Origin of the sequence: Campylobacter parajejuni (assembly GCF_046764905.1) — a bacterium.
Lineage (GTDB): Bacteria > Campylobacterota > Campylobacteria > Campylobacterales > Campylobacteraceae > Campylobacter_D.
This window is the reverse complement of sequence record NZ_JBKORB010000025.1, coordinates 1-998: the sequence shown is the minus strand read 5'-3', so window position 1 is coordinate 998 and position 998 is coordinate 1. Positions and strand designations below refer to the sequence as shown.

The following is a 998-nucleotide window of genomic DNA, read 5'->3' as shown; positions in this document are numbered from 1 at the left end:
TTTTACAAAATATCCCTGCTATGCTTGAGAGCATTCCTTTTCAAAGAATTTTAAGCGAAAGAAAAAATAGCTTTGAAAATGCCATAGTCGTTTCTGCAGGACCAAGCCTAGCCAAACAACTCCCCTTGCTTAAAGCTTACCAAAACAAAGCCGTTATTTTTTGTGCTGATGGGGCTTTGGGTAGTTTAGAGAGTGAAAATATCGTGCCTGATTATATTACGAATTTAGACTTTACTAGTTTGCCGTTAAAATTCTTTGAAGATAGAACAATGAATTTAAATCAAAGCATTATAGCCTTAGAGTGTGCTACGCATCCTAGTATGGTTGAGGATTTGAAAAATTTAAATTGTATGCTTGTCTTAAGAGCTAGGCATTTATACGAGCGTTTCAATCTTAACGACTTTGGCTATATCGATACAGGCACTCATGTAAGCCATTTTTCTTATACCCTAGCCCTTACTTTAGGATTTAAAAATATCATTATGATAGGTCAAGACTTAGCCTTTGATGAAGAAGGAAATTCCCACTCAAAAGGTTTTGCTTATGGAACGAAATTTGAAGAAAATACTTTAGAAACCTTTAAAGTCCCCGCCTATGCAAATAAAGGAGAAGTTTTAACCCACATACTTTGGAATGATTACCGTGTGAAATTAGAATACCTTTTTGCTTGCAATAGCAAAAAGGCTAAATTTTACAATGCAACTGAAGGGGGCTCTAAAATTAACTTCACCCAAGAACTTTCTTTTAAAGAATGTTGTGAAAAATTTCTTAACAAAGAAAAACCCAAATTTAATCTTCCAAAAAAACTTACAAAAAATAAAAGCCATAAACTCCTAGCTAAATTCAAAGAAAAAATAAAAAAAGATAAAGAGAAGGCTAAAAGCTTTTTAGATGATGCCTTAGCCCTAAAACAAATCTTAGAAAATATACTTTCTAAAGATTTCATTCTGCCTTTAGAATTTTTAGAAAAAGTTTATCAAAATATACAAAATTTCAAT

General features: G+C 32.1%; 1 protein-coding gene. It reads left to right on the top strand.

The window, feature by feature from the left end; translation table 11 throughout:
• Positions 1 to 998, top strand: a 998-nt coding sequence (locus ACLL8X_RS09265) for a motility associated factor glycosyltransferase family protein (RefSeq protein WP_411990628.1), incomplete at both ends; no start/stop codon positions are given.